The organism is Longispora urticae (genome assembly GCF_053902585.1).
Genome location: NZ_JAQZSH010000029.1, coordinates 140,296 through 166,016 on the forward strand (window position 1 = coordinate 140,296; position 25,721 = coordinate 166,016).

Sequence of the window (25,721 nt, forward strand, 5' to 3'; positions counted from 1 at the left end):
GACGGCCGCCACTGGCCCCGCTGGCAGACTGTGAGAATGATCGAATGGCTGGATGGGGACAGTCCCACGGCACGTCCACCGTTGGTGGGACTTGATCGGCTCGATTGGGCGCGGATGCGAGCGAACGACGGCTATGAAGCCGGCGATATTCCGGAGTTGCTCCGACGGCTCGCCTCGGCCCACGAGGGCGTGCCGCGCCGCTGGGCCAGTGAGCTCCTGGACGTTGTCCTTCACGGTCATTCCGGCCTGTACATGGAGCCGGCCGAGCACGTCCTGCCGTTTCTGATCGCGTTGTGCGGTTCCGACCACGAGGACGTGGCGGAAGCGGCCGTCGAGGCGCTGCTGGGCATCGCCGACAACGGCGCCTACCCCTCCCCATCACGGCGACCGTATGACCGCCACGAGCTTGCAGAGTTCGAGGCCCGAGTCCAGGCAGTTCTGCACGCCGGAGCACCGACCTATCAGCTGCTGCGATCGTCGCGGCCCTCGCTGCGGGCGGTAGCCCAGGAACTGCTCGACATCGTGGAAACCCGCCAACAATAGCGTTTCTATCAGCCCCGCGAACCGACGTTTGGCAACCCAGGTCGGTGAGGGGAAGCCCGAACTCCCAGCCTGATGCTGGGAGCCGTGTCGCGATCGGCTGATCCTACCGCCATGTTCTCTGAAGCAGGGGCGCCGCGATGGTCAACTGGCTGATCTTCACCGGCGCGATCATCTAACCGGTTCCGGGTGCTGCTTCATATCTAGGCCTTTGTGAGCTGTGCGACAGCCGTCGGAGCCATGCCTATAACGAACCTCTCCGCTGAGGCCTTGTCGCCGGTGAGCATGCCAACGGCGGCGATGACGCCCCACCCCACATCTCGGCCGAAGTAGGCTGTGCATTCGAAGAGGTCGAAGTCATCAGGCGTGAAGTGATGGCGGACACAGAAGCCAAACCACGCGACACCCGGGTCGGGCAATTGGATGTCGCCGGCCGCGTGACTGACCCGCTCCGACATCTGCATGTTGTCGCACTTGTCAGCCGCCGCGTGGATCACGTCGAGCGCTTCCTTCGCGGAAACTCCGTCATAGACGAACACGCCGCTGTATGCCCCATGGCCGGTCTTGTCGTCCCATTCACGCTCCGTGGCGACGGCTAGTTTCGGAGCTGTGGACAGGCCCTCGGGTGGATGACACATCGTCATCGGCGCCCCAGGGGTGAACGCCTTGTCTCTCGTCAGGGTTTTCGGTCCGCCGGTCAGCGCCGGAGTGCCCTCGGGGATGAGCGCCCGGGAGGCGAGGTCAGACATCTCCTGTCGGGACGGCCTAGGGCTGGCTGGAGCCGAGGTCAACGGGGCCGCCGTCCCCGGACTCGTGGCTACCGACCGGCTGGCGGCCGGCTTGTCGGGGCCGCAGGCCGAGGTCAGGGCGAGAATCGACACGACGGTGACGACGAAGCGAAGCCGATCCTGCAACATCCAGCCTCCCGATACGGATCCTGTGCCGGGAGGACGATACGTGATCACGGGTGACAGCGCTGACCCTCCATAGCGCCCACCTCGAAGACATGCGGCCCCCAGGCAGGCCACCGAGGTCAGGGAGGCACACGTGGCGATGCCTGACCGGATGTCGGAGGGGCCCGGGTAGCCTCAGCGGCCGTGACGATCTCTACCCCGGACCGACCCGTCGACCCTGCGGCCCTGTTCCCCGACCTCGCGCCGCTGGCGCGCACCGCCGTCCGGCTCCATCCCCGGCGCGGCGCACCCGGACAGGGCGACAGTTCGCTCGGCGGTCCGCTGCTGTGGCCGGTCGGTGAGGCGTGGCCAGGCTGTGACGACCCTGACCGCAGTCACGCCGACTGGCTCCCGGCAGGCGGGTCCCGCGACACCGCGATGTCGCGAACCCAGCCGCTGGTGCCGGTACTGCAACTGTTCGCCCGCGACGTGCCCGAGCTACCGTTCCCGCCGGGCACGAACCTGTTCCAGCTACTGTGGTGCCCGACCTGGGGCCACAGCGACTGGGACACCGCTCTGGTCAAGGTGTACTGGCGCGACTCGACGACCATCACCGCCGACCCCGCCGGCCCGGGAGAGCTGATCGGACTGCTCGCCGACGACGAGCTGCTGCCGAACCCGTGCGTGCTCAGCCCCGAACCGGTCGTCGACTTCCCGTCCGGGCACGACCTCGACCGCGACCTGTACGGCAGGATCCTGGACTGGGAGAAGACCTCCGGTTACGAGTACAACCAGGAGCTTGCCCTCGCCCCCGGTACCAAGGTCGGCGGCTGGGCCGACTGGATCCAGTACGCCGAACATCCCGATTGCCGATGCGGGCGGCCGATGCGTCACCTGCTCACGATCGCCAGTTGGGAAGGAAACCCCTGGTCCTACGATCGGTGGCTACCGGAGTGGGCCACGCGGCCCGCAGCCCGCACCGAGACCCAGCCGTGGCGCCCCACCGGGCACGAAGACGCAGGGCTCACGCTCGGCGACGCAGGCTCCTACTACGTCTTCACCTGCCCCCGCTGCCCGGACCACCAGGCGACCACCGTGTTCCAATGCTCATGACCCCGGAGGACCCAGCCGGTTGGTGACGTTACCTGATGCGCACGGCGGATGATCTTCGGCAGTGGTGGCGCGCTGACCTGGCCCAGAAGATGACCCCGCAGGGGATCCGGGGCAATGGCGAGCCCGCATCCGGCACACAGCTGGGGTTAGCTCGACGCCCGTCGCGACACGAACCGCTGGGATGTCGGGCCGCGGTGGCCACCAGGGTCGATTCCAGTGGACGTGTCAGGCAGCCTGGGACGCTGAGGGCCGCTAGCTCAATGGCAGAGCAACGGACTTTTAACTTTCACGATGCTGTTTCAGCAGGTCATCCCGTTTAGGACGGTTGAGGGCCGCTGGAGATCATTGAATAACACCTGGTCAGCGGCCTGGAGTGAGGCCATCGGATTTCCATGCGTCCAGCACTCCGCCCTGAGGCCGCGTATGCCCGCCTATGTTGGCGAGTGATCGGTACAGGCGAGGCGAATCGGAGGAACGCGGTACCTGCCGGAGATGCCGTAGAGCACTGCGGGATGCCCAATGGTGCGGACGAGCCCTCATCGGTCAGCAGGCCATCATGCTGTCGAACAGTGAGGGGCCCCGGTCGCGAGTACTCGGCGTTCTCACGGTCCGGGTCGGCGGCCGGGCTTGGTCCGGCCGCCGATCTTCGTCTAGCAGCTGGTCGTGGTGTCTCCTGCGTCTGCGGTGCAGGTGTCGGTGCCGAGGCCGCCGTTAGCGGTGTCCAGCCCACGCCGTCCTTGACGTTGATGGCGTCAGTTGCCGAGCTCGCTGCTCATGGTGTGGGCGCCATCGGTGTTGGAGTGGATGTCGTTGCCGTTTTAAAGGTTGTTCGGTAACTGGGCGTGACCTGGGCGGGTGAGATGGTGCGCAGGATCTCCAGCCCGACATCGGGCGGCACCGCTGCTGCCCGGGCATGCATCCTTTGATGCGACGGCAGCTATCGGTTGACGCGTAGGGTCTGGCGTGGACCTTTAACTGGCTTCACTTTGCCCTAGGTTCTTCCGTCTCCGGCGACCGGCACACCTGTGCGGCGCTGCCACTGCATACAGATGTCTAGCTAGGCTTACATGCGTCTTCATTCAGACAGTCCGCAAGGGGGCGTCGTGGCGCAGAGGGACCTGGACTACCGAGACATCGGTGCGAGTCTCCGTCCGCCGAGGTTCGCGTTGGCCTACCGCGTTTACGACGATTGGGTCTTCGAGGCGCGCCGCGCGAACGCCGTACTCGCTGGCGTTTGGGGAGGTGTCGGCGATGTTCTGATCCCGGTTGCCACCGACTCCTGCACGGCTACCGCCAGTCTTCTGCCTTTTTTGCGCCGCTTTGATCCCGATTATGTTGGCGGGCACCTCCGCACGCTTGGAGATTTCGACGGTAATGCGGCGATTAAGGCGGCAATAATTGCCAAGGCCGCATACCCAGACGAGTCCCCCGAGGAAACCTGGAGCCGCATCAGGCCTGTCCGCCACACGAACGACGGGAGCTGGGAGGGGCTCGCCGAGCAGGTCGACGCATGGTGCAGTCCATACCGTGGACCGCGACAGGGGCGGACGGAGTTTCGCCAACAGAACCTCGACTGGCCGGCAAGGGACAAAAAGTCCCGGCGGACCCTCCTTTCCGTGCCCACTGATCCGGCGACAAGAGTCGTCGTGTTCGATCTCTCAGACATTGATCCCCGCATCGGCCTGATGGTGGAGACGCGGATCGGCGCCGCTGACGAACCTGCCGGTGACGGCGGCGCAATCGTCCGGATCCCCGTGCGCGAGAGCGACCTTCCGAAGATTGTCGCCTTGGCAATCACAGGAACCACGCGATGGAATCTCGCTGAGCACTATGGCCAGGCTGTGGGGGAGCCTGCCGGCGAGGGAAGCCCACCTATCGCGGCGAGCGACCTGCTAACGGACAGCCCTTACGCTCATGCGGGGGCCTGGGCAAAGAAGGTTACGCACGGGTATGAGGAGCCGCCGGTGGTGTGCGTCATCGGCGATGAGCCAGAAGACCACGCTCTGGCCGTCCTGGCGGATCGATTGTTTAAGCATGGCGCCTGGGTCCCGAGGTCAGTCCTAGACGGAGAACTGTCCGAGGCCGTCAAGACTGCCATTCATAGACTCGGCGAACTACCAGAAGATCATGACACGCCGGTGTACGTGACCAGCATGAGCGAAGATCTGGCGAACATCGAAGCCCTTGCGACAGAGATCAACGGCCGCTTCGAGATGCGGTCAGTGCCAGACGGAGCGGTCATTCGCACGGGATCACTTCTCCGCAGCGTGGCACCTGCGGACTTGCTTAGGACGAGGTCAGTTTGTGGGCTGGCGGACCCGACAGCATTCTCCATTCGCCGAACGCTGCCCGTCGCCGTCGACGGGCCGGAGATCGTCACCCTCGCACCGCTTCAGCTTCCTCTGCCGGAGGTCGCTCAGGCGGTCGGCGTGGATGTCCACTGGCAGATCGATGTCTTCCCTCCAGGATTCCAAGCGCCTGCGCGAACGGCGATCCCCAGCAAGACCTTCCTGCCCGCAGCTGTCGGCTCCTTCCCCGACGCCGTATTTCGGGCCGCCAGGAGCGGAATCTCCTTCGCCTCCCCCAATATGGGAATCACCTTTTCTGGCGACCCGATCGAGGCTCGACTGGCCCAACCCCAGCTGAGATTGCCAGGCTCCGACGAACTCTTCTCGGAAATCGCCGCCCGCGCAGGCGCCCGCATCGAGAGATCTGACGCTGGCCGCCGCGCACAAAACGCCCTCGACATGTGGGGCTCCTTCGACCGGATAGCGGCAGACCTAACCGGCACCACTCGGCAAGTTCTCAATGCCTTCCTGCCCCCTGAAAGGAAGAAAAACGGCGACTATGGCGTCGGCTACGCCATTCGCAGTGAGGGATTCGTCTCGCTGGAGGACATTGTCGATAAGTTCGATCTCTCGGCAACGGAGGGCAGGGACCTGCTGGACCGCTTACTGCTCATCAAAGTAGTCAGACGCGGGTACATACTGAAATGCGCTCGCTGTCGTTGGGAAGCGTTTTATCCAATTGAACACGTCGGCCCGACCTTCCCCTGCCAATCTTGCCTTCACGTCAGCGACCTGACCCGTGGTCAATGGTATGAAGCAGACCTGGAACCGCACATCTACTATGCGCTTGACCAAGTGGTCCGGAACCTGCTCAACCAACACGGCTACCTCCCGATTCTCGCCGCCGCTCAACTCGGCAAGGGGGCCCGCTCGGTACTCTGGTCGTCAGAATTCAGCGTCATCGACGACAAAGACTCCATTGAGCTCGACATATGCCTCATCGTGGATGGCTCGATCATCGTTGGCGAAGCCAAATCGAACGGAACGCTCAGAGCTGACCACGGCACTCAGGAAGCAGCCCAACGCCTCGTCCGCGCGGCTCAAATCCTGACGGCGGATCAAATCGTTCTCGCTACCAGCAGGGCTGACTGGGCCAGGGATACATACGAACTGGTGGCCAAAGCCATCGACTCCACCTGGCTGCGCGGCCCGAAACCGCAACTGATCGAACTCGCTGGGGTGGGGACTGACAACTAGGGCTTACCTTCCGGATGATCGCGCGGCTGGATGGCGGTTCGGTTCGTAGAGCCGGTGCCTAGGTCGCAGTCTCAATTGGGTCTAGAGGATCCGAGGAAGTCGGTTACCATCTCCACTGGAGGGGCCCAGCCAGGTACCGGTCTGGGCTCCGCCCCAAAATTGGCGAAGTCACCGCAGACTCGTTGCGGGCTGGGCAGTTCCTCCTAGAGTCTCCCATCATTTTGGCTCCCGTTGGCGGATCGAACCTTGGATTCGTCGTGACTGTGGATGGCGGCGTCGGGGTCGGATTGGGCCTTGGCGTGTGCTGCTAGGGCGCGGAAGATGCTGGTGAGGCTCGGGGTTTGACCGCGGCGTTTACCTGTGAGGATGATCAGGTCGGGTTGGATGGCTTCGATGGTCTCGCCGGCCGCGCGGCGGCTGAGCAGGGTGTGGAGCATGGCTTCGGTGACGACGGGGGTCCTGCCGCGGTGGGTGCCCTGACGGGCGGTGGCATCGAGTCCTTCGAGGGGTTCTTCGCGCGCTTCGTTGTCTTCGTTCTCCGTGCGGGTGGCGAGGAATGCATCTTCTTCATGGGGTCTCGATGGCTGATCAGTTGTGTCGGGTGTGGTCGTGGCGTGCGCTGCTTGTTTGAAGTCTGCCGAGAATTCGGCGATGACCATTTTGAGTGCCTCGTTCACGCGGCGTAGTTCGAGGTTTTCTCTCAACAGGCGATAGATCCGGTCGGTGTTCGTGTTCGGCACGAGGACGCCGCCGTTGAGTTCGGCCATGCGTACCCACTCGCGAACGGATTCTCGATGCTTGATCCCGAGCTGTTGAGCTACGGCGGTGTGTGCGGCCGTGTCGGAGCGGTAGTCCATTCGGATCTTCGTGTATAGGTCTATCGCACGTTGTCGCAGATGCAGGGGATACAGAATTCCTCGGGCCATACCTCTATCCTTCCGATCCGCCGGGACGGCTTCGTTCTCGTGCCCAGGTGATGGTGATCCACATTTCGCAAGTGGAGTTGGCTGTTGGGCAGGCAGAGATTTCCACGATCAGGGTGTATGGGTTCTTGGTGTAGCAACTGTCCGCTGGGCAGTCCCGGATCCGCCATCCGTGCTCCAGGAGCGTGGCGTGGACGATCGCGCGTGCGGCCTGGTCGGTGTGACGCGGGTAGTACTGCTCGACCGCCTGCTGCCGCCCCGGGCCGTCCTGCATGGTCTGGGTGCGGGGTGGCCCCCACTCGGCTGGCAGACGCAGGCGGTGCAACTCGGCGACGGCGTTGTCCTGCCAGGTGGGTGCGCGGTTGTCCTGGGTGCAGCAGCTAGCGGGGACGAGTGCGAGTCCGGCGAGCAGGGCTGTGGCTGCGGCAGAGATGATCCTGGAGTGCACGGTTCCTCCCGGAGGGGGCTGCAGGTTGGCGGAGTTCGGACCGGTCACGCAGCGGGCGCGACCGCCTGGAGGTACGCGCTGGTGCGGGTGGCGATGGTGAGGTCGTGGACGAAGTTGTCGATCATGTCGCGGGTGACGCCGGGCATGGTGATGGCGTGGCTCCAGTCGCCATGAACAGCGAGGGCCCACTTGCGGACCACAGGCTGGGGCGGTCGGCGCAGCACGACGGTCATCGAGTGCGGGTTGCGCCAGGCGGTGTGCCCGTGAGCGACGAGCTGCTCGAGCAGGTACGTCGCGTTCGCGCGGGCGTTCTCGGCGCGGCGGTGCAGTCCGTCGCGTCCGTAGCGGCGGGTGACCCACCACAGGGCCATCGCGGTATGCCCGGAGCGGGATCCGAGCAGGGTCGTGTCGCTGGTCTGGGTGTAAGCCACGGGACGTACGAGGGGTTCCGCCAGGCTGCGGCGGGCGACGAGGACTCCGCAGGGCATGGGCAGGCCGAGGAACTTGTGCCCGCTGATCGAGATCGAGTCGGTCAGGCCCCGGGCCATGTCCAGACAGGCGGGCCGCTCGTCCTCGCCGAGCAGGGCCATCGGCACTCCGGACAGGGCGGCGTCGACGTGGACGTAGCGGTTGGTGATGCCGGCCGTGGTGAGTGCGGCGTGGATGCGTTCGATGTCGTCGACGGCTTCGGTCATGGTGGTGCCGCAGGTGGCCACCACGATGGCCGGTGCGTTGGCGTTGCGGCGTGCCAGGGCACGCAGCCTTCCGTAGTGGATCTGCCCGGTGGGGTCGGCTTCGACCACGACGGAGGGGATGCGCAGCGCGTGGGCGATCTTCGGCACCGAGTAGTGCGCGGCGGTCGAGTAGTACAAGATCCCGTCGGGGTAGAGCTCGCGGGCCATCCGCAGGGCTTGCATGGTGCCTTCGGTGCCGCCGGTGGTGACGTACCCCCACTGATCAACCGGGTCAGCCCGGAACAAGGTCGCCATCCAGTTGACGACCTCGCGTTCCCACCGCATCGTGTGATGCGGCCACACCGGATCCGCGGCCGGGTCGCCGAGGTTGTTCAACGCGACCAGGAACAGGGGAGTCAACGGCGAGAAGTCGATGTCCGTTGCACAAGGGAACCCCAGGTGTGTTTCCATTCCGCGTTCGATGAGTTCGCGGGTGTAGTCCAGGTCGGTGATCTCCGGATCGACGAACGTCAACGGCCGGGGTGGTCGCCGCTGGTCACGGTTGCTCGGGGTGCCGTCCAGGAGGCGGGCGGTGCGGGCGGACACCTGCAGTGCGGGGATGGTGCTCATTTTCGTGGTCCTTCCAGAGCGTGGGGCGCGGTTCGCCGTCTACCTGTTGCGGCCGAGGTGACGGCGGCGGTGGCGTATGGCGGTGACGGGGTGGTGGCCGGCGGGACCGCGTAGACCCGCCGGCCACCGTGAGCGCCACCCGCGCCGCGCAGCCCACACGGGGCTCCCGTGTCGGGGCACACGGAGGGCACCGTCGGGGCCGGGCGCGATCGCAGTCCTGGCCCGCTGGCCGAGGTTCGCCTCGAGGGGCGCCTTGTGCCGGGAGGTGATGATGACCGGCTGCGGCGAGGGGACCGGGAACTGCTTGAGGGGGGCGTTCATCGATTCATGGTGCGCGCCGAAACAGCCTCTGACCAGCAAGTCTGACTGTATATACCCGGAGTTTGAATACTCGGAGTTTCAACACTCTGACTTTCTAGACGCCCCTGTTTCGGTGTGCTGTGCTGGTCTTCTTTCCAACCCGGCGGGGAGGCCCAGATGGCTGAGTTTCGTGACTTCGATGACGTGTTCGCCCTGTGCGGGCGCCGCTGCACCCTGGAGATCCTCACCGCCCTGGAGGGCGGCGACGCCCGCTACACCGACCTGCTGAACGGCATCGCTCCTTACCCGCACGGCCGGACCTTCGGTGATGCCCTCCGAGTGCTGATCACCGACGGGTACATTCGCCACCGGGTCGATGAGCGAGGCAGCTACTACACGCTGACCGAGGTTGGCTCGGCGTTCATGACCGTCCTGCACGGCTTCCTGCTACACCTTCGCCAGTGGCGCAACCTCCGTGACGACGGGTTCCTGGCGGCATGATCACGCCCCCAGGCCGCCGCCACACCAGGTCAGGTAAGCCGTGAACGGCATCCTGCCCGTCGCCCTCGTGATGGGCGGGGCATCCGGAGCGTTGGCAGCCCGTGTCGCCAACCGCTGGCCGAACGAGGCCTCGCCGGCTGGGTATCGGCTTCAACCGGGCGTAAGCGTGGCCCTGACAGGGTGGCTGTATCCGATCCTTGGGTCCGCAGGCTGCGGGATACTCGCGGTCCGGTTACCGGCTCAGACCGTGGCTCAGGCACTCGTGCTGGCCGCGTGGCTGACCCTGGCGTGTGCCGGGCTGTGCCTATCAGCGGTGGACATCGCCACCCACCGCCTACCAACCCCCATCATCGCCGCCACCAGCGCGGTCGTGTCTGTACTGGTCCTGGCGGCGGCATGGACACAAAACAGCACCAAGCTCGCGCTGGCGGCCCTCCTCGGAGCCCTGATCTGCGGCGGCCTGTACTTGACCATCGCCGTGGCCAGCCGGGCACGCATGGGGCTGGGAGACGTGCGCCTGGCCGCGCTCCTCGGACTCGGCCTCGGCACCGCAGGACCAGGCCCGGTGATCCTCGGGGCGCTGGCCCCGTTCGTCCTGGTGTTGCCCGCGGCACTGGCGCACTGGGCAAGAAGCCGGAACGGCGATGCGGATCTACCCTTCGGCCCGTTTCTTGTGGCCGGAGCACTCCTGGCCGTGACCGTCTAAGCCCTAAGCGGCGGCTTGACCTCGTCCGTTGTGAAACTCGCGAGAAGGGAAACTGCGATGCCTGGTACAGATGACTCGGATCCGGTGAAGGCCGCCAAGGCTGCGGCAGCGGCCAACGTTGCGCTGGTGGAAGCTGCGACCAGGACCCAGTCCCGTATCCGGGACCTGCAGTCGCAACTTGCCGCCGAGCAGACCGCATACGTCGAGACCCACAAGGCTGTAATCGCAGCCTGGGGCAAGACCCAGACGGAGGCCTTCGGGCTGACGGCTCCTGAGCAGCTACGTACCAGAAATCCAACACCTCGCGGTGCCGCCGCACGCAGGAACGCCTCCGACCGACCCACTCCAGCCAACGCTGGCGACGTGCCACGCTGACGGCCACCTCGCCCTCGGCTCGGCCCCGGACCATGGGTACCGGCCGCTCCACGCCTGTGCTTGGCAGGCGTCAGAAGCGGAAGTGGTAGCTCGCCTCGCCCTCTTCCGCGGGGCGCTTCTCGACTGCTTGGACGGCGTTGTCCAGCAGACCCTGGGCGAGGTCTCGCAGCGCGATGACCATCGCCCTTTCAGGACCGCTCGGTGGCCCCTGACTGTCCTCGGCCGCATGCAACTCGTTGACGTGGTCAAGAAGTAGCTGCCGGGCCTGGTGTTGGACGGCGAGCTGCCGCCGGGCCATCGCTGCCAACCGTGCTGTGTCCTGTGTGCTGATGCCGTCGAGAACGCTGCGGGCCACCGCGCGCCCCTCTGTGTCGGAGAGCCTTGAAGGGTCGGTCACATCGCCTCCCGAGCGGTGGGCAGACCGCAATTCTCACGCACCGAAAAGCTGAAGTGGTCCTTTCGTCGTGAAGCCGGCATTACGGGGCTGTGTCTTGCTGGGTGCCCGGTCGCGGAGGGGCGAGAGCTTTGCTCTCAGCCCCTCCGCAATGAGCCTGCGGGCGGTCCTTGTCCGCTACCGCAGCTCGGGTGCCGGGATGCCGCGGCGAGTCCTCGCGCCGGATGTGGGATCGGGACGCCGCCGGGTGATCACCAGGAGCACAGCGGCTACGACCACGATCAGGACCGCGGCGATGGCGAGCATCCGTCCGGCGAGTACGGGTGCGTTCCAGTTGATCGTCACGGCCAGTTCGCACCTGGCGGGATCGGCGGTGCAGGGCTGGGCCTCCGCCTGCAGGAAGTAGAGCCCCTTTTCCATGCAGACCTCCGTTCCGCAGTTGCGGCTCGACCAGCCCTGCTCGCGGGCGAGGCCGGTCACGGCGGTCATCGCGGCGGGGTCGCCGCGATCGCTGTAGCGCACCGCGATGCCGGCGTGGCGCTGCCCGACGGGTGCTTCGTCCTTGATGGCGGGCTTGCCCCACGCCGGGGGCAGGTCGAGCTGGACGAGCTCGAGCACGGCCTGGTCGTGCAGCTCGCGGCGGTCCGCGCGGGCGATCAGGAAGGACACCGCGACGCTGAGGAGCAGCAGCAGGGCGGCGAGGGTGGTGATGGTCTTGGCGGTGCGTGTCATGGTGTTCTCCGGAAGTGGGGGTGGGCCCGGCCGCGTGTGCGGGCGGGGGTCTATGGGCGGGGTCCGCCGAGGATGAGGATCCAGATCGCCGGCCAGCAGGCACCGGCCAAGGCCATGGCCGCGGCGCACAGCTGGATGTCGCGCGCCTGCGTTTCGAACCGTCGGGGAGCCAGGAACATGGCCAAGACGATGGCGAGTCCGATTCCGATGGCGATGGCTGACAGCCCGAAGTGCGCGTTGATCTGCTCTGCGGCCGGGCACGGTTGGCTCTGCTCGCAGGTGCCGGTGGCCATGCTGGCCAGGCCCAGCAGCGGGAGCCCGCAGCCTGCGGCCACGGCGATCGCGGCGGTGGCCACGACCATCGTGCCCGTGCGCGAGCGTGGCGGGTTGGCTGGCAGGGCAGTGGTCTCAGGTCTGTTCGGTCTCATGGTGCCTCCTTCGAAAGTCAGCTGCAGGGCGTCCGGAGCCGGGTGCGACCGGGTCGGGTAGCGCGGTCCGGCCGGGACCGGCCAGGACCCTCGGCGTCGGCTTCCGCGCTGTACACCGCGACGCCTTCTGCGGTGTCCTTGGCCCGGTAGAGGGCTCTGTCCGCCCTGCTCAGAAGTTCGTCCAGGCCACAGGGCTCGGCGAGGGTGGCGACGCCGACGGAACACGTCACCGACAAGGCGCTCCCCGCGACGGGGATGGGCTCGGCGAGCGCCGCACGCAGATTCTGGGCGAGGGGCAGGGGCCACGTGCTCGGTCGCACGGCTCCCGGATAGGGGCCGACTGCGAGCAGGACGAACTCGTCACCCCCGAGTCGTGCCACCGGCCAGCTGGCCGCGAATCGGCTCAAGCGGCGAGCGACAGCGACGAGAACCGCATCTCCAGCCGCGTGCCCCAGTTGATCGTTGACCAGCTTGAACCCGTCCAGATCCAACAAAACCAGCGCCGAGTATCCGGGCGGGTGGAGCAGGTGGTGGGAGACGGCTGCGGTGAACCATCTGCGATTGGGCAAACCGGTGAGGTCGTCATGATGGGCCGCGTAGGCAGCCTCGGCAGCGTCGTGACGCAACCGTTCGACGGTGTCCCGCGCGATCTGGAGGCGGGTGCGGGTGCGCGCCCAACCGAGTCCGGTTCCGACGGCGGCGGTGAGGCTGCTGGCGGCGGTGAGGACGGCCAGGGTGTCCACGGTCAGCTCCCGTCCATGGTGAGGGGTCGGGTGGCCGTCGCGAGAAACGTGGTCAGCAGAATGCCGGTCAGTACGGCCGCCGCGGTCTGGGCGGTGGCGATAGGGGCCCACTGCGACCACGCGGGGTCGGCGATCGCGATCATCGTCGGCACGGTCACAGACACCCCGGCCGGCGCTGAGGCGGCCCAGCCGATCGCCGCCGGCCGGCGCAGGAACCGGTGATAGAGCAGAGCCGCCGTGCCACCGGTGACCAGGCCGGAGACGACGGCCACCACGATCCCCGCAGGTGCCTCACGGGCAAGGGCGCCGACCGGGATGGACCAGCCCATCGCCACGCTCATCGCGATCAGCAACGGGGTGGTCAACCGGGCCAATACAGGTGTGCAGCCGGGCAAGATCGCGCCGGCCAACAGGCCGCCGCCGAGCAGCAGCACCGCTCCTGCGGCCAGTGCCCACGGCAGGCCCGCGAGCCGCCCTTGCCAGACGGCCAGGACCAGGAGTGGCACGAGTGGGCCGCTGGACACGACCGCCGCGACGCAGCCGGCGGCCACATCGGCCGGATCACCCAGACGCCGGACGATGCCGACCCACAGGTTGTTGGAGACGGACAAGCCGCTGCTGGCCACCGTCAGCAGCGGTATCCCGAGCGCGCCGCGCGCCCCGAACGCCGCCCCATAGCCCAGAACCAGCACTGCGGGGAGCGCGGTGGCCGCGGTGAGGATGGTGAGGGTGCGGGTGGCGAGCGCGGGAAGAAGCCTGAGGGGGACCTGGGCGCCGATAACGACCAACAGCGCCCCGATACACGGCAGCGGCGCCTGGGAAAGGACAGCGCCCACCGGCGCGGCCTCCGGGCGGCCCCCGATCATCGTTCCGGCTTCCGCGCCCAGCAGCATCGGTAAAAGCACCGGCAGGCCCGGCAATGCCAGGAACCATCGGCGGAATCTACCGGGAATATTGCTGCCGGTGCGTTGCGTCGGAGGGGCGGTCATCGCTACAGAATCCGCCGCCACCAGCCGGCGCACCAGCAAGTGTCACTACGTCAACCCGGAGTATTAACACTCCGAGTATTCATACTCCGACTTTCTATTTCCGCTTCCTCACCTTGACAGGAATCAGTTGCACGAGACGGGCTTCCGACGCGCCCGGAGGGGAAAGGACGGTCAGTGCCACCTCGATGGGCCGGTCTTTGACATTGAGGTAGAGAGTCCGCAGCGCGATGTCCGCACCAGGCTGGATCCGTTCCACCGCAGCGTTCTCCCACAGTTCCCGCGCCGGCGCGCACTTGGCGAGGTCGCGGACGAGGGCCTGGACTCGTTCGTCCTTGGGAATGATCGCGATGGTCATCTTCACGTAGGCCACCGCCGCCGGCAGCCACGTCGTCTTCCACTCCGGCAGCACCTGACGGGCAGCCGGGTCGCTGATGACCCACTGCACGAAGTTGTCCGTTCCGGCGGTTCCGGGCACCCACTCGTCCAGGTACTGGTTGCGCGTACTGATCAGACCTGCCGGGTCGGTGATCCACGCCGGCCAACGCGCCGCGTCGACCATCGCGACAAGGCTCGCCTCCAACGCCGCGGTCATCGGATGCACGCCCGGTGCCGATCTACCTGTCCCGAGCCAGAACAGCAGGTAACGCTCCGACTCGGACATCTGCAAGCCGCGCGCGACGCCTTCCATCATGGCCTCCGAGTACACCGACGGCCGCCCGGACTCCAGACGGCGGTACCACTGCAGGCTGCACTTGACGAGCTGCGCGGCGACCTCCTGCGACACCACCGACGCCCGCCCCGTCGTCGCCCCGCTCGCCGGGGCCAGGCGAGTACGACACTGCAGGACCAGGCGTGCCAGTTCGGTCGTGGGATCCCCCATGGGCCGGTGCGCAGCCGCCTGTCTGGCCATGAGAACCCCACCCTTCGAAAGTTGATCACTACTCACAGTTTATAAACTCTGACTAGTGATCGCGCGGCGAAAGCCAGTATTTCCCCAGGTCAACCGCACGCCTGGAAGCCGTGGAACTGGAAGGTCACAGCCCGAGACCAGCCCGGGCGGGCGCGTAACGATCTGGGGTCCGCCCGAGCGGGTAGCGCCGGCGAATTCAGATGACCTTGTACCTGGAACTGATGTTTCTGGCGTTTCGCGAGGGTTCTTGATTACCTGAACACGGTCCCTCCACACACCTGCGCCGTGACGCCGCAGTGGCGGTCACCCGGGGGCCACGAGGTATCTCTGTAGTCAGTTCTCCAGCGAAGGTGGCATCCATGGCTCACTTGGCAGCACGCGCACTGACCGTCGCAACCCTCCTGCTCGCACCGACGCTCAGCGGGTGCGGCGGAAGTGGTGCCAAGCCCAAGCCGGCATCAACTCCGACCGTAGCGTCGCCTACGCCCGCCCCTTCGGCGACAGATCCCATTGCGGACGCCAGTCGCAAGGCCGAAGCCGCCTACCGGGGCATGTGGAAGGCGTATGTCGCTGCCACTCACGACGCCAACCCGGACTCGCCAGACTTGGCACGCTACACCGACGCGGAAGCCCTTGAGCGCATTACCGTCGGGCTGAGGAAGAACCGGGCTGAAGGAATCCGCGGTCGAGGTGACGTCGTACTTCACCCATCGGTGGGCGCATTTGAGCCGCTGAACGCGCCGATCAAGGCCACAGTGACTGACTGCGTCAACACTGCTGCGACGTCCTTGTACAAAGCTGACGGCTCGAACTATCAGGATACGCCAGGGGGACCACGGCTCGCCATAGCGACGGTGAAAGACGTGGGCGGCGGCGTATGGAAAGTCACCGGCATTGGACTAAGGGAGGTAGGAACATGTTCTCCATAGCTGGCCGGCGCGGAATAGCTGCCGTCCTCATCGGCATGACAGCCGGTGCGCTTTGCTCCGGCATTGCCAGCGCCGATATCGGAGGCCAAACCCATTGCACCCAACAACCCTCGGCTCCTGAATGCACCGTAGTGGTGGGCCTTCCTGGAATGCCGGTTGGCGATACGACCGGATCCAACAACGGCTCATCCGAATGTCGGGATCCGCGCGGTGCCGTAGTGCCATGCTCCATTCCGGGTCGTGGTTGGCTGGGTAGCGACGGGTGCTACTACGACGGCCCATCGGCGCAGGCGCCGGTTGGCAGTCCGCCGCAGCCGGGGCCCGGCGCGTGGTACTTCAGGTCGTGCTCGGCTCCATGGGGTTCGTCCGGCGCTTACTGGCAGTGGATCCCCGACGCAGCCCGTGTGACTCCGGAACAGGTCGCGCGCCAAGCCGTGAGTCGACTACGCCTGCCTGCGCTGCGCATGCACGCCAATCCGGCACCACCCGTTCGGCAACTTGTCTTTCTACCCACCTGGACATGGGCAGATCCGACGTCATGGAACGCGCGATCGGCGATGGCTGCGGTCGCCGGACTATCTGTGACCGCAACGGCCAGACCGGTCGGCATGAAGATCTCTACCGGTGACGGTTCCACCGTCAACTGTGGGGGCCCCGGGACCGCGTGGACCACTGCGGTCGGCCCAAGTGCCTCCTCGCCTACTTGCGGGCACACCTACACCCGTGCGGGTACGTACACGCTGACGGCGACCGTCACCTGGGACGTGTCCTGGACTGGCGGCGGAACCTCGGGCACGGTCCCGGCCCTGACCACGACTGCGTCCCTGACCTTGGTGGTCGTCGAGTCGCAGGCCCTGAACAACTAGCCAATTCTCTTCGAAAGTTCGGGGGGTACCCCATGACGGCACCGTCTGCCCAAAAACAGGCCCTGGTGAACGGCAAACCACGCATCCCGGGCGTCGCGGCCTCCGGTGCGCGTCGCCGGGTCAGCTTGCCGCGGATCTTGCTCGGGTCCGGCCTGGTGCTGGTGTGCGTGCTGGCGAGCGTGCTCGCGGCCCGCGCACTGGACACCCGGGTGCCTGTGCTGGCCGCCGCCCGCGCGTTGGCGGTAGGGCAGACGGTGACAGACGCCGACGTGAAGGTCGTCAGGCTCGCAGTGGGTTCTGAGGTCGCGACGGTCCCTGCGTCCGAGCGGGCTTCGATTGTCGGCAGGGCGGTCGCGGTTCCGGTGGTTGCCGGCGCGCTTCTCGTTCCAGGTCAGCTGGGGGCTGCGGTGTGGCCTCCCGATGGGCAGTCTCTGGTCGCTGTGCCGGTGAAGCCGGGTCGGATCCCGTCCGGGCTGGCTGCCGGGTCGAGGGTGTCGGTGTTTGTGGTCTCTGCCGGCGGGTCGGGTGGTGGGGGCGGTGCGGCCGGTGTGGTGTCGGCGGACGGCACGGTGACCGAGGTGCACGCCGCTGTCGATCAGACGGGCACGACGGTGGTGTCTGTCCTCGTCGGTGCCAGCGACGCCCCTCGTATCGCTTCCGCAAGTGGCGAGGTGACCGTGGTTCAACTCGGTGCCGGGAGGTAGGCCATGTTTCTGACGATCGGTTCCTTGAAAGGCGCGCCCGGAGCGACCACCACCGCGGTCGGGCTGGCCGCGCTGTGGCCGGGCGAGCCCGCCGTGCTCGTGGAAGCCGACCCCGCCGGGGGTGACCTCGCGGCCCGCTTCGGAGGCTCCGTGGAGCCGGGGCTCACGACGCTGGCCGCAGCGGGCCGCTCCGGCGCACGGGTCGTTCTCTCCGAGCACACCCAATTGTTGCCGGTCGGCGTGAGTGCGGTGCTCGCCCCGCCCGGAGACGCCGCAGCGGCGGCCGTCGGTGCCCTGGCGTCCTCGGGCCGCGCGGTCCTGGCGGGGCACCCGGCGGTGGTCGATCTTGGCCGACTCGCCCAGGGCGGGCCGGGTATGGCACTGGCCGCCGCGAGCGACCGGTTGCTGCTGGTCATCCGCCCGACTGCGGAGGAGCAGGCCCAGCTCGCCGCGCGCCTGCCGTGGCTGATCGAAGCGACCTCTGGCCGACTCTCCCTGGTCCTCACGGGCGGGGGTCCGTACTCGGCGAGGCAGATCACCGACGCCTACGGGCTGCCGGTGGCCGCCCACCTCACCTGGCATCCGATCACCGCCGGTGTCCTGTCCGGGCGGACGACGTCGCGGTTCTGGCGGTCGCTGCGCCTGGCCCGGCAGCTGGCCGTCCTCGCGTCCGAACTCGAGACCTCCGCTGAGCGCCCCATCGCACCCCGAATCTCAGGAGCGACCCGATGACCACCCAGATCGCCTCGGGCCCGTCATGGTCTGCGGGCGCGGACCCGTTGACCGCGGCACTGCGCGCGGAGGTCGCCCGTCGAGTCGCCGCGTCAGGGGCGGCTCCCAGCGGGCAGGAACGGGGCGAGCGCGTGCACGGCTTCGTCCAGGCGGTGCTTGACGAGCATGCTCGGCGTGAACTGGCCGACGGGAGAGATCCGCTGGCGCCGCCGCGGGAGAAGGCCATCGCGCGGGCGATCGCCGACTCGCTCATCGGTATGGGCGGGCTGCAGCCGTTGCTCGATGACGAGACGATCACCAACATCTTCATCAACGGGGCCCGGGTGTGGGTGACCCGCACGGACGGCCGCAAGGAGCAGTTGCCCCCGGTGGTCGGCTCGTCAGAGGAGCTCATCGCGCTGGTCCGCGACATCGCCGCCCGGGCCGGCACGGACGAGCGGCGCTTCGACCGTGGCGTGCCCAAAGTCAGCGTCCGGCTCCCGGACGGATCCCGGCTGTTCGCGACCATGCTGTCGCGCGAGCCTTCCGTGTCGATTCGCCGGCACACCCTGCTGCAGACGTCGCTGCAGCAGCTCGCCCACGACAACGGCGTCATGCCCCCGGGCATGGTCAGCTTGTTCTCGGCGATGGTGAAAGCGCGCAAGAACATCATCATCTGCGGCGGCACCAACAGCGGAAAGACCACCTTCCTACGCGCCCTGGCCCGGGAGATCCCGCCCCACGAGCGGCTGGTCACGATCGAGGACACCGACGAACTCGCCCTCGACCAAGACCCCGAACACCCCGACTGCATCGCCCTGCAGGCCCGTGAGGCGAACATCGAGGGCGAGGGTGCGATCGACCAGGCCGAGCTCGTGCGGTGGGGGCTACGGATGGCCCCGGACCGGGTCATCCTCGGCGAAGCGCGAGGCGGGGAAGTGATCCCGCTACTCAACGCCATGTCCCAGGGCAACGACGGCTCCCTCGCCACCATCCACACCTCCTTGAGCAAGCAGGCGTTCGTGCGCCTGCAGACCTACGCTGCCCAGGCCGCCGAACGACTCCCTTTCGAAGCGACCGCCCCGCTGATCGCCGGGGCGGTGCACTTCGTTGTGCACCTGGACTGGGCCGGCGACCGCCGTCGGGTGGTGTCCAGCGTGCGGGAGGTGCTGCACCACGACGGTGCCGATGTGATCAGCAACGAGCTGTTCAAACCAGGGCCCGACCGCCGGGCCGTCCCCGCCGCGCCTCTACGCAGCGGGACCCTCGACGAGCTGCTCGCTGCCGGCTTCCGGCCCGAACTGATCGGGGGCTGGTGACCATGGGCCCGCTCGCAGCGATCCTGGGCGCCACCACAGCCCTCGGCATCCTCCTCATCATCTCCGGCCTGCGCCAGCCAGCCATCGACCGGGCCCCCAGGCTCGGTCTGCTCGCACGGCTGCGCACCCGTGGCCCGTTGCCGGTGGTGAGGCTGGCTGCCGTCGGCGCGGTAGCGGTGGTCGTCGGGATCGCCTCCGGGTGGCCGGTCGCGGCGATCCTCGCCGGCGTCGCCGCCTGGACCCTGCCATCGGTCCTCGGGCCGGACCGGGCAAGCAGGAAGCAGATGGCCCGGATGGAAGCCATCGCCGCGTGGAGCGAGGACCTCACCGGCACACTCCGGGCTGGTGCTGGCATCGAGCAGGCCATCCTCACCACCGCCCTCATCGGCCCGCTGGAGATCCGCACCGAGCTCGACCGCCTCGCGTTCGCCATCCGTACCGGCGTCCGACTGCCCGAGGCCCTGCGGGGCTTCGCCGCAGACCTGGCCGACCCGACCGCAGACCTCGTCGTCAATGTGCTCCTGCAGGCCGCCGCACACCAGGCCCGTGACATCGCCGCAGGCCTCGAAGGCGTCGGGCAGGCCGCCCGCGATCAGGTCTCCGCCCGGCTGCGTATCGCCACCAAACGTGCTTCCACGCAGACGTCGACCCGGATCGTGATCGCCGTGGTGTTGGGCACGGTGCTGCTCATGGCCGTGTTCGTCGGGGACTTCCTCTCTCCGTACGGCACGGTGGTGGGGCAGCTCGTTCTAGCCGTCGTCGGTGCGTGCTTCGCCGGATGCCTGCTCTGGATGGTCCGTGCCGGCTGGGTGGATGACCTGCCGCGAATCCTCACCCCCGAACCCGAGGAGGTGGCGTTCTGATGGACACCATCCTGCTCGGCGCCGGGATCGGCGTCGGTCTCGTGCTGGTCGTCTTCGGGCTGTGGCCGGCCCGGCCGCCCCTGCTCACCACGATCGCCAACATCTACCGAACCCCTGCCGCACCGGCCAGCCGGCGCCGTCGGATCGAGGAGGCCCTCGCCAGCCCGCTGACCCGCTTCGGCCTGCCCCGCAGGGCCACGATGGCGGACCTGGCGGTCTGCGAACGCGACCCGGTCGCCTACCTCGGCAGCCTCGCGGGCCTGGCGGTCATGGCGCTGCTGGCCCCGGCGGCGACCGTGGCGGTCATGAACCTGATGGGCGCCGGCATCGCCCTCACCGTGCCGATCTGGCTCGGCGTCGCCCTGGCCGCCGTGGCGGTGTGGATCACCGAGGCGTCACTGAAGGACAAGGCCGAAGAGCGCCGCCTGCTGATGCGCCACACCCTCGCCGCGCTCCTCGACATCGTTCCCCCGGCCCTGGCCGCTGGGGCTGGTGTGGAGCAGGCGTTGATGGACTCCACCCGTATCTCCTCCGGCTGGGCCGCCCGACGTATCCGTCACGCGCTCGCCACCGCACGGACCACCCGAACCCCGCTGTGGCAGGCCCTCGGCGACCTGGGCCGTGAGACCGGTGTCGTGCAGCTCGAACAACTCGCCGCCACCCTGCAACTCGCCTCCGGTGAGGGCACCCGCATCCGCGCGGCGCTCACCCAGCGCGGGCATGCCCTGTCCGAACGCCTCGCTGCCGAACTGGAGGCCCGGGCCGAGTCGGCATCTGAGCGGATGTCCATCCCGCTCATGCTGCTGACCTCGGTGTTCCTGCTGTTCCTGATCTACCCCGGCATCGCAGGACTCCAACCCTGACAACCACACCACGGAGCCACACATCCCACACGCAAGGAGCAGGTCATGATCCACAACCTGAATGTTCGACTGGCCCTGGCCGCCGAGGCCGCCGCCGACCGATGGAAAGCGCTGCGCGCCACCGAGGACCGGGGTGCCGAGGCGATCCAGGTCGCCATCGGCATCGGAGCCGCCGCCACCATCGCCCTCGGCTTGTTCCTGGCTTACAAGACCGGCATCACCAAGCTCACCGAGTCCTGGTTCTTCGGCGACGGCAAGTAGAAGGCCAGAGCCGATGCCCCGCACCCTGCACCCTCGCCGCCCCCGCCGTGATGACCGGGGCGCCACCAGCGTGGAGTTCGCGATCGCCGTGCCCATGATCGTGCTCATCCTGGCGGCGCTCACCCAGGGCGTGCTGTGGGGCATCGGCTACCTCGCGGCCCAGTCCGCCGCCGACCAGGCGGCGCAGAGCACCCGAGTCGTTGGGGGCAGCCCCTCAGCGGGCGAGGTCGAGGCCCGCGAACTTCTCGCCCAGCTCGCCGGCAACCTCGTGCGCGATCCGCAGGTCACCGTCACCCGCGGCCCGGCCGAGACCACCGTCGTCATCCACGGCACCGCCAAAGGGCTCCCGCTGCCGATCGACGTGCGCCTGACCGCCCCCACGGAAAGGTTCGTGCCGTGAACCGCCGCGAGGACCGGGGCGGGGTGTCGGTGGAGATGGCCCTGTCGGTGCCGATGGCACTGGTGATGTTCTTCCTGCTGATCGGCGGGTTCAACTACGGGCGCGGGGTCATCACCGTCAACTCCGCCGCGGCCTCGGCCGCCCGCGCGGCCTCGCAGCAGCGCACCGCGTCCGGAGCGCAGGCCGCGGCCACCGCCTCGGCCCACGCCAACCTCGATTCTCGCTGCCAGCACGTCACCGCCAGCGTCGACATCGGCTCGTTCGTGCGCGGCGGTCAGGTCGCCGTCACTGTCACCTGCACGGTGTCCACCCGTGGGCTCACCGGCGTCGGCGTCGGCGGAAGCATCGACCTCACAGCCTCGGCATCCAGTCCTCTGGATCTCTACCGGGGCGTCGCCCTCGCCGCAGCCCCGGGTTCTCGACAGAGAGGCCTACGGCCATGACCTCACCTCGCAAGGTACCGGCCCCCACTTTCGGCCACCAGACACGACCGGTCGAGCCTGGAGCGGTGGAGCCCCCAGCCACCCCGAAAACCTGTGCCGTCCACCGGCAGGTACGGCTGAGTGGGGACCACGGGGCGGTCAGCGTGACCATGGCCTATATCGGTATGACCGTGGTGCTGATGGTCGCGATCCTCATCGGTGGCGGCACCGTGTTCGCCGCCCGGGCACGCGGCTACGGCGTCGCAGCCGAAGCGGCCCGGGCAGGCGCGCAGCAGATCGACCTGGTCACCTACCGGGCCAACGGCACCCTGCGGCTGCACCCAGCCGCAGCCCAAGCCGCAGCCCAGCGGTACCTGCGCTCAGCTAGTGCGACGGGGATGGTCACGGTGTCCGGTTTGACGGTGACCGTGACGGCGACGAGTCACCAGCACACCCCGATGCTGTCGGCGTTCGGCAGGCCGACCGTGCAGGTCACCTCGACAGCGTCCGCCAGCCCGCATACGGGAGGCACACCGTGATCACCCAAGACCCCTTCCGCCGTCGTCCTCTGACCGTCGTCGCCCGCCTGCTCCGATGGATCGGGTGCCTGCTGGTCGTCGCGGGAATGACAGGTGGGGTTCCGTTCGGTCTCGTCGAGTACTTCGGCAACCCACTGCCCGACAAGCTGCCCTCGTCTGCGGAAGGCTGGCAGCAGTTGCTAACCGCCGGGTTCACCGACGAGACCGTCATCGGCCTGGTCGTGGTGTGCCTGTGGGTGGTGTGGGTGCTGTGGTGCTACAGCCTCCTCATCGAGGCGTTCGCCATGCTGGGAGGCCGCCGATCGGACCGCGCCCGGTCTTCGTCGCCGATGCGGGGCCTGGCGGCGGCCCTCATCGCCGGCATCCTGTTCACCCCGGCCGCCGCCATCACCGCCACCGCCGCCCCCCAACCAGCGACCGCCGCTGTAGCCATGATCGCCACCCCGCACCAGGCCCTCCCCGAAAGCTCGGCCTCCGCCTGGGCCATGCCCACTGTTCATCACCAGCCGGCAGCCGCCGCTAACGCCGCAGTGACGCCGAAGCGATCGGACCTGCCCCGGTTCGCGGTGGCCGCCCAGTCCGGACCGCTGACTGTGGCCGTCGCCGGACAGCGGTACACGATCGAGGTCGAACACGGCGACACCCTGTGGGGCATCGCCGAGCGCTGCCTGGGCGACGGGCAACGCTACGGCGAGATCTACGCACTCAACCGCGACCGCTACGACGACGCCGGGCGGATGCTCGGCGGCGACCACATCGAACCCGGATGGGTCCTCGCCCTGCCCGACGACGCCACCCCGCCCGACGGGGCACAACCAGTCACCCCGCCAACTGTGGAGCCGGCCGTCCCTGAGAAATCCTCGTCGGTGACACCCACCCCTTCCCCCTCGCCGGGTCGACCCTCCAGCGACGGCGTCGCCCCCGCACCCACCCCATCCAGCACGCAGACGGGCACCGTCTCCTCTCAGACGCCCAGCCCCTCTGCAGCCAGCAAGCCCGGTGTGTCGTTGCTGGGCAACGGCTGGATTGACCTCGGACTCGCCGTGGCCATCACCACCGCCGCCGCCACGGTGTGGGCGCACCGCCGCCGCCGTTACAAGCCCATGCCTCCCACGCGTCACGCTCGCGACGACGACCCGGACCTGCGCCCGCTACCGAAAGTCGTCACCACCATCAAGCGCGGTCTACGCGGCGGCCCGAGCCTTCACACCGACGCGCCCGCGGTGCCAGCCCTACTCGCCGGCACCGGCGAGGAACCCGACGAGACCCGTGCCATCGACCCCGATACGGACCCCGTCGAGGTCAGACTGATGACGCCGGTGGAGGCGGGACCGCCGGTGACGCCGACGCTGGAACACGACATGGCCAGAGCCTGGCCTCAGGCTGGGCTCGGTCTCACCGGCCCCGGCGCCGAAGCGGCGGTGCGGGGCCTGCTCACCGCCACCCTGGCGGCTGGCACCCGCAGCGACCCGGGCCGGGAGAGTCGGGTCATCATCCCCGCCACCACCCTGGCCACCCTTCTGGGCACTCAAGCCCTCGACGTCGCCGACACCCCCCGCCTCACCGTCACCACAGGCCTGGCAGAAGCACTCGCGCTCCTGGAAGACGCGGTCCTCCTGCGCAGCCGGGTGGTGTATGACCACGAGGTCGACGACGTAGACGCGGTGCGCCGCAAGGACCCGCTCGAGGAGTACATGCCCCCGATCGTGCTGTTCGCCGACGCCGGAGAGTCGCACGTCCAAGCCCGCATCGCGGCCATGCTCACCCAGGGCCGCCGACTCGACCTGCACGGCATCCTCCTCGGCGCGTGGGAATCCGGCGACACCATCGTCGTCGCCGAGGACGGCACTGTCGCCCGCGCGGTCAGCGACACAGGGCGGCCCGGCCAGCACGTCGGAGACGTCGGCCGTTTGGCCGTGATCGCCCCCGAAGAGACCACAGACCTCCTGCGGGTCCTCGCCGAGGCCCACACCGGGCAACCACCCACCCCCGCCCCAGCCGAGCAGCCCGCCGAACACGACCACCGACCTGGCAACGTGGCCCACAAGGAAATGGACGCGGCCCACAACGAGAAAAAGGCCCCGGTTTCTGCGGGTGATGAGTCAGATATCCCCACCACGGATGCAGTCGACAGGGACTCCAAGGACACCGACGCCAACCGAGAGGTCGACGACACCTCCACGGGCGGGGCCACAGTCACGACCCCGATTGCCCGGGTCCGAGTGCTGGGGCCCCCGCTGGTGGAGCTGACCACCGACCCGGTCGAAGACGGCGAACGGTTCCGGACGAAGTCTGTGGAGCTGTTGGTGTGGCTGGCCGTCAACGAGGGCACCTCCACCACCGACGCGATCTTCGAAAACCTCCTCGGGGACGTGCCGATGAAACGGGCCAACCACCGGCTGAACACCTACACCACGAACCTACGCAAAGTCCTCGCACGCCTGGTCGGACCTGGCACCTACCTGGAACGCGACCCGTACCGCTACCAGCTTCGGCGCGAAGCCGTCGATGTGGACCTGTGGCGCATGCGCGCCGCCATAGACACCTACCGGGCGTGCGCTGTCGATGAGATAGCCGAGAAGGTCGACGCTCTCCGAACCGCCGTCAACGCCTACGGTGGTCCTCTGGCGGAAGGGTGCGAGTACGAATGGCTGGAGCCCTACCGGGAAAACGTACGGAGGCAGGCGCTGGACGCCCACCTCGCGCTCGCCGGGCTCCTCGCCGACACTGACACCGCCGAGGCGCAGGCCGCTGTCGCGGTGGCGGTGGACATCGACCCGTACGCGGAAGACACCTACCGCCACGCCATGCGCATTCACGCCCGAGCCGCGGACATCCCCGCGATCCGGGAGCTGCGCCGCACCGTGATAGTCCGCATGTCAGAGCTCGACACCGACCCCCACGACGCGACGCTGCACTTGGCCGACCAACTGATCGCCGAGATCCAACGAGGAGCGCTTACCACCGCCGTGGTCGTCGACAAGACTGACGACCGATGAT

26 protein-coding genes are annotated in these 25,721 nt (G+C 67.9%); 16 read left to right on the forward strand and 10 right to left on the reverse strand.

Annotation, left to right across the window (positions count from 1 at the left end):
- Window positions 1–36 precede the first annotated feature (36 nt).
- Window positions 37–543: a hypothetical protein gene (locus PT931_RS19925; RefSeq protein WP_456247245.1), complete on the forward strand. Its 507-nt coding sequence runs from the start codon at window positions 37–39 to the stop codon at window positions 541–543.
- Between the two features lie 200 nt (window positions 544–743).
- Here the strand turns inward: PT931_RS19925 and PT931_RS19930 are convergent, their stop codons facing one another.
- Window positions 744–1,289 (reverse strand): hypothetical protein, encoded by a 546-nt coding sequence (locus tag PT931_RS19930; protein ID WP_456247246.1) that lies wholly within the window; start codon window positions 1,287–1,289, stop codon window positions 744–746.
- 348 nt (window positions 1,290–1,637) lie between these two features.
- On the opposite strand from PT931_RS19930, the gene PT931_RS19935 reads away from it, so the two are divergent.
- Both PT931_RS19935 and PT931_RS19940 read left to right on the forward strand, forming a co-directional pair.
- A complete protein-coding gene (locus PT931_RS19935; RefSeq protein WP_456247247.1) occupies window positions 1,638–2,546 on the forward strand; it encodes a hypothetical protein in 909 nt (302 codons plus the stop codon).
- Window positions 2,547–3,649: 1,103 nt separating this feature from the next.
- Window positions 3,650–6,091 carry a hypothetical protein gene (locus PT931_RS19940; protein WP_456247248.1) on the forward strand — a complete coding sequence of 814 codons (2,442 nt, stop codon included), beginning with the start codon at window positions 3,650–3,652 and terminating at the stop codon, window positions 6,089–6,091.
- Between the two features lie 203 nt (window positions 6,092–6,294).
- Here PT931_RS19940 and PT931_RS19945 read toward each other — a convergent pair whose 3' ends face one another.
- The 3 genes from PT931_RS19945 to PT931_RS19955 form a co-directional block, all read right to left on the reverse strand.
- Window positions 6,295–6,948, reverse strand: a complete 654-nt coding sequence (locus tag PT931_RS19945) for a hypothetical protein (protein WP_456247249.1) — start codon at window positions 6,946–6,948, stop codon at window positions 6,295–6,297.
- Between the two features lie 73 nt (window positions 6,949–7,021).
- Window positions 7,022–7,462: a hypothetical protein gene (locus PT931_RS19950; protein ID WP_456247250.1), complete on the reverse strand. Its 441-nt coding sequence runs from the start codon at window positions 7,460–7,462 to the stop codon at window positions 7,022–7,024.
- Between the two features lie 44 nt (window positions 7,463–7,506).
- On the reverse strand, window positions 7,507–8,766 hold the full coding sequence (locus tag PT931_RS19955) for a histidine decarboxylase (protein WP_456247251.1): 1,260 nt from the start codon (window positions 8,764–8,766) through the stop codon (window positions 7,507–7,509).
- Between the two features lie 477 nt (window positions 8,767–9,243).
- On the opposite strand from PT931_RS19955, the gene PT931_RS19960 reads away from it, so the two are divergent.
- Both PT931_RS19960 and PT931_RS19965 read left to right on the forward strand, forming a co-directional pair.
- Entirely contained in the window at window positions 9,244–9,567 is a 324-nt protein-coding gene (locus PT931_RS19960) for a winged helix-turn-helix transcriptional regulator (protein ID WP_456247252.1), read from the forward strand.
- A 247-nt stretch (window positions 9,568–9,814) separates the two neighbouring features.
- Window positions 9,815–10,273 carry a prepilin peptidase gene (locus tag PT931_RS19965; RefSeq protein WP_456247253.1) on the forward strand — a complete coding sequence of 153 codons (459 nt, stop codon included), beginning with the start codon at window positions 9,815–9,817 and terminating at the stop codon, window positions 10,271–10,273.
- Between the two features lie 445 nt (window positions 10,274–10,718).
- Here the strand turns inward: PT931_RS19965 and PT931_RS19970 are convergent, their stop codons facing one another.
- The 6 genes from PT931_RS19970 to PT931_RS19995 form a co-directional block, all read right to left on the reverse strand.
- Window positions 10,719–11,045, reverse strand: a complete 327-nt coding sequence (locus PT931_RS19970; RefSeq protein WP_456247254.1) for a hypothetical protein — start codon at window positions 11,043–11,045, stop codon at window positions 10,719–10,721.
- 174 nt (window positions 11,046–11,219) lie between these two features.
- Window positions 11,220–11,774 carry a hypothetical protein gene (locus tag PT931_RS19975; RefSeq protein WP_456247255.1) on the reverse strand — a complete coding sequence of 185 codons (555 nt, stop codon included), beginning with the start codon at window positions 11,772–11,774 and terminating at the stop codon, window positions 11,220–11,222.
- Between the two features lie 50 nt (window positions 11,775–11,824).
- Window positions 11,825–12,202 (reverse strand): hypothetical protein, encoded by a 378-nt coding sequence (locus PT931_RS19980; RefSeq protein ID WP_456247256.1) that lies wholly within the window; start codon window positions 12,200–12,202, stop codon window positions 11,825–11,827.
- Window positions 12,203–12,219: 17 nt separating this feature from the next.
- Window positions 12,220–12,945 carry a GGDEF domain-containing protein gene (locus PT931_RS19985; protein WP_456247257.1) on the reverse strand — a complete coding sequence of 242 codons (726 nt, stop codon included), beginning with the start codon at window positions 12,943–12,945 and terminating at the stop codon, window positions 12,220–12,222.
- A gap of 2 nt (window positions 12,946–12,947) precedes the next feature.
- Complete coding sequence (locus PT931_RS19990) at window positions 12,948–13,934, reverse strand: 2-keto-3-deoxygluconate permease (protein WP_456247258.1); 987 nt, start codon at window positions 13,932–13,934, stop codon at window positions 12,948–12,950.
- 94 nt (window positions 13,935–14,028) lie between these two features.
- Window positions 14,029–14,844: an MmyB family transcriptional regulator gene (locus PT931_RS19995; protein WP_456247259.1), complete on the reverse strand. Its 816-nt coding sequence runs from the start codon at window positions 14,842–14,844 to the stop codon at window positions 14,029–14,031.
- A gap of 1,537 nt (window positions 14,845–16,381) precedes the next feature.
- Between PT931_RS19995 and PT931_RS20000 the strand changes: the two genes are divergently transcribed.
- The 11 genes from PT931_RS20000 (at window position 16,382) to PT931_RS20050 (ending at window position 25,720) form a co-directional block, all read left to right on the forward strand.
- On the forward strand, window positions 16,382–16,639 hold the full coding sequence (locus PT931_RS20000; protein ID WP_456247260.1) for a hypothetical protein: 258 nt from the start codon (window positions 16,382–16,384) through the stop codon (window positions 16,637–16,639).
- Between the two features lie 32 nt (window positions 16,640–16,671).
- Window positions 16,672–17,343 (forward strand): SAF domain-containing protein, encoded by a 672-nt coding sequence (locus PT931_RS20005; RefSeq protein WP_456247261.1) that lies wholly within the window; start codon window positions 16,672–16,674, stop codon window positions 17,341–17,343.
- A 3-nt stretch (window positions 17,344–17,346) separates the two neighbouring features.
- On the forward strand, window positions 17,347–18,075 hold the full coding sequence (locus PT931_RS20010) for a hypothetical protein (protein ID WP_456247262.1): 729 nt from the start codon (window positions 17,347–17,349) through the stop codon (window positions 18,073–18,075).
- Entirely contained in the window at window positions 18,072–19,373 is a 1,302-nt protein-coding gene (locus tag PT931_RS20015; RefSeq protein WP_456247263.1) for a CpaF family protein, read from the forward strand. Before PT931_RS20010 ends, PT931_RS20015 begins: the two co-directional genes overlap by 4 nt.
- A gap of 2 nt (window positions 19,374–19,375) precedes the next feature.
- Complete coding sequence (locus PT931_RS20020; protein WP_456247264.1) at window positions 19,376–20,236, forward strand: type II secretion system F family protein; 861 nt, start codon at window positions 19,376–19,378, stop codon at window positions 20,234–20,236.
- A complete protein-coding gene (locus tag PT931_RS20025; RefSeq protein ID WP_456247265.1) occupies window positions 20,236–21,099 on the forward strand; it encodes a type II secretion system F family protein in 864 nt (287 codons plus the stop codon). Before PT931_RS20020 ends, PT931_RS20025 begins: the two co-directional genes overlap by 1 nt.
- Window positions 21,100–21,144: 45 nt before the next feature.
- Window positions 21,145–21,360 carry a hypothetical protein gene (locus tag PT931_RS20030; RefSeq protein WP_456247266.1) on the forward strand — a complete coding sequence of 72 codons (216 nt, stop codon included), beginning with the start codon at window positions 21,145–21,147 and terminating at the stop codon, window positions 21,358–21,360.
- A gap of 13 nt (window positions 21,361–21,373) precedes the next feature.
- On the forward strand, window positions 21,374–21,760 hold the full coding sequence (locus tag PT931_RS20035) for a TadE/TadG family type IV pilus assembly protein (RefSeq protein WP_456247267.1): 387 nt from the start codon (window positions 21,374–21,376) through the stop codon (window positions 21,758–21,760).
- Entirely contained in the window at window positions 21,757–22,203 is a 447-nt protein-coding gene (locus tag PT931_RS20040; protein ID WP_456247268.1) for a TadE family protein, read from the forward strand. The genes PT931_RS20035 and PT931_RS20040 overlap by 4 nt, the downstream gene beginning before the upstream one ends.
- A gap of 143 nt (window positions 22,204–22,346) precedes the next feature.
- Window positions 22,347–22,721 (forward strand): hypothetical protein, encoded by a 375-nt coding sequence (locus tag PT931_RS20045; RefSeq protein ID WP_456247269.1) that lies wholly within the window; start codon window positions 22,347–22,349, stop codon window positions 22,719–22,721.
- Complete coding sequence (locus tag PT931_RS20050; protein WP_456247270.1) at window positions 22,718–25,720, forward strand: BTAD domain-containing putative transcriptional regulator; 3,003 nt, start codon at window positions 22,718–22,720, stop codon at window positions 25,718–25,720. The genes PT931_RS20045 and PT931_RS20050 overlap by 4 nt, the downstream gene beginning before the upstream one ends.
- Window position 25,721 lies beyond the last annotated feature (1 nt).

What these genes read in the sequence shown, in the direction of transcription:
- PT931_RS19925 (WP_456247245.1), top strand. Translation starts at nt 37, where the DNA reads ATGATCGAATGGCTGGATGGGGACAGTCCCACGGCACGTCCACCGTTG.
- PT931_RS20015 (WP_456247263.1), top strand. Translation starts at nt 18,072, where the DNA reads ATGACCACCCAGATCGCCTCGGGCCCGTCATGGTCTGCGGGCGCGGAC.
- PT931_RS20030 (WP_456247266.1), top strand. Translation starts at nt 21,145, where the DNA reads ATGATCCACAACCTGAATGTTCGACTGGCCCTGGCCGCCGAGGCCGCC.
- PT931_RS19980 (WP_456247256.1), bottom strand. Translation starts at nt 12,202, where the DNA reads ATGAGACCGAACAGACCTGAGACCACTGCCCTGCCAGCCAACCCGCCA.
- PT931_RS19930 (WP_456247246.1), bottom strand. Translation starts at nt 1,289, where the DNA reads ATGTCTGACCTCGCCTCCCGGGCGCTCATCCCCGAGGGCACTCCGGCG.
- PT931_RS19995 (WP_456247259.1), bottom strand. Translation starts at nt 14,844, where the DNA reads ATGGCCAGACAGGCGGCTGCGCACCGGCCCATGGGGGATCCCACGACC.
- PT931_RS19955 (WP_456247251.1), bottom strand. Translation starts at nt 8,766, where the DNA reads ATGAGCACCATCCCCGCACTGCAGGTGTCCGCCCGCACCGCCCGCCTC.
- PT931_RS20010 (WP_456247262.1), top strand. Translation starts at nt 17,347, where the DNA reads ATGTTTCTGACGATCGGTTCCTTGAAAGGCGCGCCCGGAGCGACCACC.
- PT931_RS19945 (WP_456247249.1), bottom strand. Translation starts at nt 6,948, where the DNA reads ATGGACTACCGCTCCGACACGGCCGCACACACCGCCGTAGCTCAACAG.
- PT931_RS20025 (WP_456247265.1), top strand. Translation starts at nt 20,236, where the DNA reads ATGGACACCATCCTGCTCGGCGCCGGGATCGGCGTCGGTCTCGTGCTG.
- PT931_RS20020 (WP_456247264.1), top strand. Translation starts at nt 19,376, where the DNA reads ATGGGCCCGCTCGCAGCGATCCTGGGCGCCACCACAGCCCTCGGCATC.
- PT931_RS19960 (WP_456247252.1), top strand. Translation starts at nt 9,244, where the DNA reads ATGGCTGAGTTTCGTGACTTCGATGACGTGTTCGCCCTGTGCGGGCGC.
- PT931_RS20035 (WP_456247267.1), top strand. Translation starts at nt 21,374, where the DNA reads ATGCCCCGCACCCTGCACCCTCGCCGCCCCCGCCGTGATGACCGGGGC.
- PT931_RS20005 (WP_456247261.1), top strand. Translation starts at nt 16,672, where the DNA reads ATGACGGCACCGTCTGCCCAAAAACAGGCCCTGGTGAACGGCAAACCA.
- PT931_RS19990 (WP_456247258.1), bottom strand. Translation starts at nt 13,934, where the DNA reads ATGACCGCCCCTCCGACGCAACGCACCGGCAGCAATATTCCCGGTAGA.
- PT931_RS19975 (WP_456247255.1), bottom strand. Translation starts at nt 11,774, where the DNA reads ATGACACGCACCGCCAAGACCATCACCACCCTCGCCGCCCTGCTGCTG.
- PT931_RS20000 (WP_456247260.1), top strand. Translation starts at nt 16,382, where the DNA reads ATGAAGATCTCTACCGGTGACGGTTCCACCGTCAACTGTGGGGGCCCC.